The organism is Methylobacterium sp. Leaf104 (assembly GCF_001422885.1).
Taxonomy (GTDB): Bacteria; Pseudomonadota; Alphaproteobacteria; order Rhizobiales; family Beijerinckiaceae; genus Methylobacterium.
Genome location: NZ_LMMZ01000026.1, coordinates 1 through 2,978 on the forward strand (window position 1 = coordinate 1; position 2,978 = coordinate 2,978).

The following is a 2,978-nucleotide window of genomic DNA, read 5'->3' on the forward strand; positions in this document are numbered from 1 at the left end:
CCAGCGCGGATCGCTTCCCTCGCGAACTGGCGGATGTCACGGGAGATGGCCGTGCCGATATCGTCGGCTTCGGCCTCAACGAGGTCGTTGTCTCAGCATCGCACGACTTCTTCACCGTTTAGTTGCGCCTCGACGGCAGATTCAAGGGTGATTCACTCGTCGCGTGGCCAAGGTGTTTCGCTCCTGGGACATCGATCTGGGATGGCTTCTGCCGCCTTCGCTTCACGAGTTCGTGCCACCCGGGCAGATGGCGCACTTCTGTGGACGATACTGTGCGAGAGGCGCTCGACCTCTCGGCCATTCTCGACACCTACACTGGGGGCAGCGTGGATACCCGCATTTCCTTCTTGACATGCTGGCGCGCTCCCACGCTATGTTAATAGCTCCGGTATGCACTCTTCGCGCCAACTCGGCTGGGCCTGCGAGGAGCAGGCCGACGTCATGGTCGTCAGCGGACTGAGTGGGGACGACTCGGGCGGCAAAGGACGCGTTGGGGGCGGAAGCGGCCGTCCGCCCAGCTCCGAGGACGAAAAGTTGGCCAAGCGCTTCCTGTGGCATGCGCCGCTACAGCGGTTTCGGTTTAATTTGGTTCGTATCCTGCAGCGGCGAAGAAGTTGGCGCACTCGTTGGGTGTGACGGTGCCGGCGAGGCGTCCGATGGCTGACCACAGTCGCACGACGGTTCTCTCGGCCACCGTTTCGGTCGAATGGGGTGGCGTGCCAGGTGGGCACGTCTTGTCGCGCAGCAGCCCTTCGACACCCTACATCGGCGTAGCGCTGCTGCCAGCGCCACACGGCCGGACGGCTCCCGCCCGCCGGGCCACGTCTTGGACACTCAGGCGCTCGGCCGAGAGGAGAACGATGCGGGCACGTTGAATATGCTTGAGCAGGCGCGATCGATCCTCTGCAATCGCAGAGAGCCGGCCGAGTCGGACGCATTGGGAAGCACGCAGACGGTCTGAGCCAATGCCCATCCTCACACGCCTCATCCCAGCCGTGAATCCATCGTCGGCGTCACTACACTAGCGTAACAATTCAAGAGAGAAAAAATCTCCTTGATTTGTTACAACAGAAAGAGGCTTCCCTGAATTCTGGTACAATCCTACTGAAAAGCAATCTCCACCGGCTACGTTAATAAGCCCACTGTCGACATTTTGGAAGTTGAATCCAAGACCGGGCATTGATGTCACTGAAACTTCAACACCGTTTTTCAAAATAGAAATCTGACGGATTCCTGTGCCATTGTAGTTCCAGCCTAGACCAGCAGTGACGCGAGCGCGATCGAAACCTGAGGGCACGCATAGATTGTTGGCGTTCGACCGTAGTGCCTGAGGGTCGAAAGTGGCGGTGGTCCACGAAGCTAGCGCCGTATGGTTGTTCGGAATGATCTGGGCGTCCAGGCGGTAGCGCGCGCCTTGTCCCTGAGACCTCACGATGGTTGTCTTCTCTCGATCTACTGTGAGGGTGGACAGGCTTGTCCCAATGATTATATTTCCTGCAGACACTCCCGCTGCGTTAAGTACGTTCTGCTTAGAAGGCGCGGCCATGGAATTGTTAGAGATCTCGTACACTCCACCCGTGATCTTAAAATCATAGGTTGTCTCCGCAGGAGAAGACCAAAATAAGTTGTCTCGATAGGCACCACGACCGCTTTTTTGGATGATGTTTGCTTCACCCAAGTTTCCCTCAAACCAACTTTCGCTGACAAGAAGGCCGGGAACGTGGGTGCCAATATTGTGGCGGCCAAGATTTTGACCTGCGAGAATACCGCCGCTGTCCACTATCCCGGGGATGGTTCCATTGTACTCGACGCTGCTTCCGCGCACGCTCAAAAGTGCACCATCGTCGAAATCGATGCCCAATAATGAATTTCGAACAAGTTGAGACGCCTGTACTTGAATAAGGTTGGGCGGGGTGTTGCCATGGCCTGAAGACACAAGTTGTCGAAATCTCAAACCCGTTTCATTTAATGTAGCAAGTATATTATCGAGATAAACATAGATACATCCATTGCATTCGATGCCAACCTTCGCGTTTCGTACTTCGACGTCTCGAAAAGTGATGCGCCAAAGATCATACCCAAGGACTGCAGTGGATGTGACAGATTTGTCGAGTCCGTCGAACGTCAACCCTTCAAGACGTATGTCATAGTATGGCCCCGTCGAAGGATTTTTACCGAGTTGTATAATACTAGCTGCGCTTGCCGAAAATTTACGGATAATAGTTGCGCCTCGACCCTCACCTTTTATTGTAATCGGCTTTTGTGGGGAAGGCGCATAGTATAATGTGTCGACTAGACAGGTCCCGCGAGGGAAGACAAGTGTGCGGCCGGTGGCAGCCGCAATTGCTCGCGCACTAGCCGCTGAGTCGTTGGTTGTACCATCGCACACTACTCCATAGTCGACAGCTCGTATAATATCATTTATTTTTTTATCTATACTAATTTTGAATTTTGTGCTGCCTAATTTTCCTTCAGTACCGCTAGTCAAGCCCGCGTCTTGAAGTTTTACAGCATTTGACAGCCGGATGGATTGATCACCCCGTTTTCGTGCGAACTTCCGATCGTTGGACAGGAAGAGCTGAAATTCATCGTTTATCTGAGGATATTTCATCACGTGGGCGAATGCATGGGTCGATCCGAAAGTGTAGAGACACATGGTGAAAGCCAACACGGGTCGGTGCATTCTTGTCTCCTGGGTTGGTTAAAAAATATTATAGGTCCAGAACAAGATGACTACCTAAGCAGGTGGTCTATCAGATCTCGGCATTTAAGCCGACCAGCAACCTATCAGCAGTCGACGAGTCGATGTCATCGCTGTTTTATGATTGCTTCAAGGCAGGTAGCCCTACGAGCCTATTGAAGGATTGCTTGGTCCCGGTGCCTGCCCCCGTTCGGTGGCCCAGGTTCGAACTTAATGCATCGTCGGTCGCGTGACGATGGCAGGACGAGCGGACGGCCCTGAGCCGCTCGGTTCGGTT

The 2,978-nt window shown here is 54.1% G+C and carries 1 protein-coding gene and 3 pseudogenes; 1 reads left to right on the plus strand and 3 read right to left on the minus strand.

Going from position 1 to position 2,978, the window contains the following annotated elements:
* Window positions 1-163: 163 nt before the first annotated feature.
* A pseudogene (locus ASF49_RS23165) lies at window positions 164-471 on the plus strand (IS5/IS1182 family transposase); the annotation flags it as partial.
* A 109-nt stretch (window positions 472-580) separates the two neighbouring features.
* Here ASF49_RS23165 and ASF49_RS24250 read toward each other — a convergent pair.
* From ASF49_RS24250 to ASF49_RS23175, 3 genes and pseudogenes are all read right to left on the minus strand, one after another.
* A pseudogene (locus ASF49_RS24250) lies at window positions 581-691 on the minus strand (IS630 family transposase); the annotation flags it as partial.
* Window positions 686-966, minus strand: a pseudogene (locus ASF49_RS23170) (helix-turn-helix domain-containing protein); the annotation flags it as partial. The pseudogenes ASF49_RS23170 and ASF49_RS24250, both read right to left, overlap by 6 nt.
* Window positions 967-1,021: 55 nt before the next feature.
* The gene (locus ASF49_RS23175; RefSeq protein WP_082511332.1) at window positions 1,022-2,683 is read right to left on the minus strand and encodes a glycosyl hydrolase family 28-related protein; all 1,662 of its coding nucleotides are present in this window, start codon (window positions 2,681-2,683) and stop codon (window positions 1,022-1,024) included.
* Window positions 2,684-2,978 lie beyond the last annotated feature (295 nt).

Coding starts and splice junctions, on each gene's coding strand:
- ASF49_RS23175 (WP_082511332.1), bottom strand. CDS start 2,683: ATGCACCGACCCGTGTTGGCTTTCACCATGTGTCTCTACACTTTCGGA.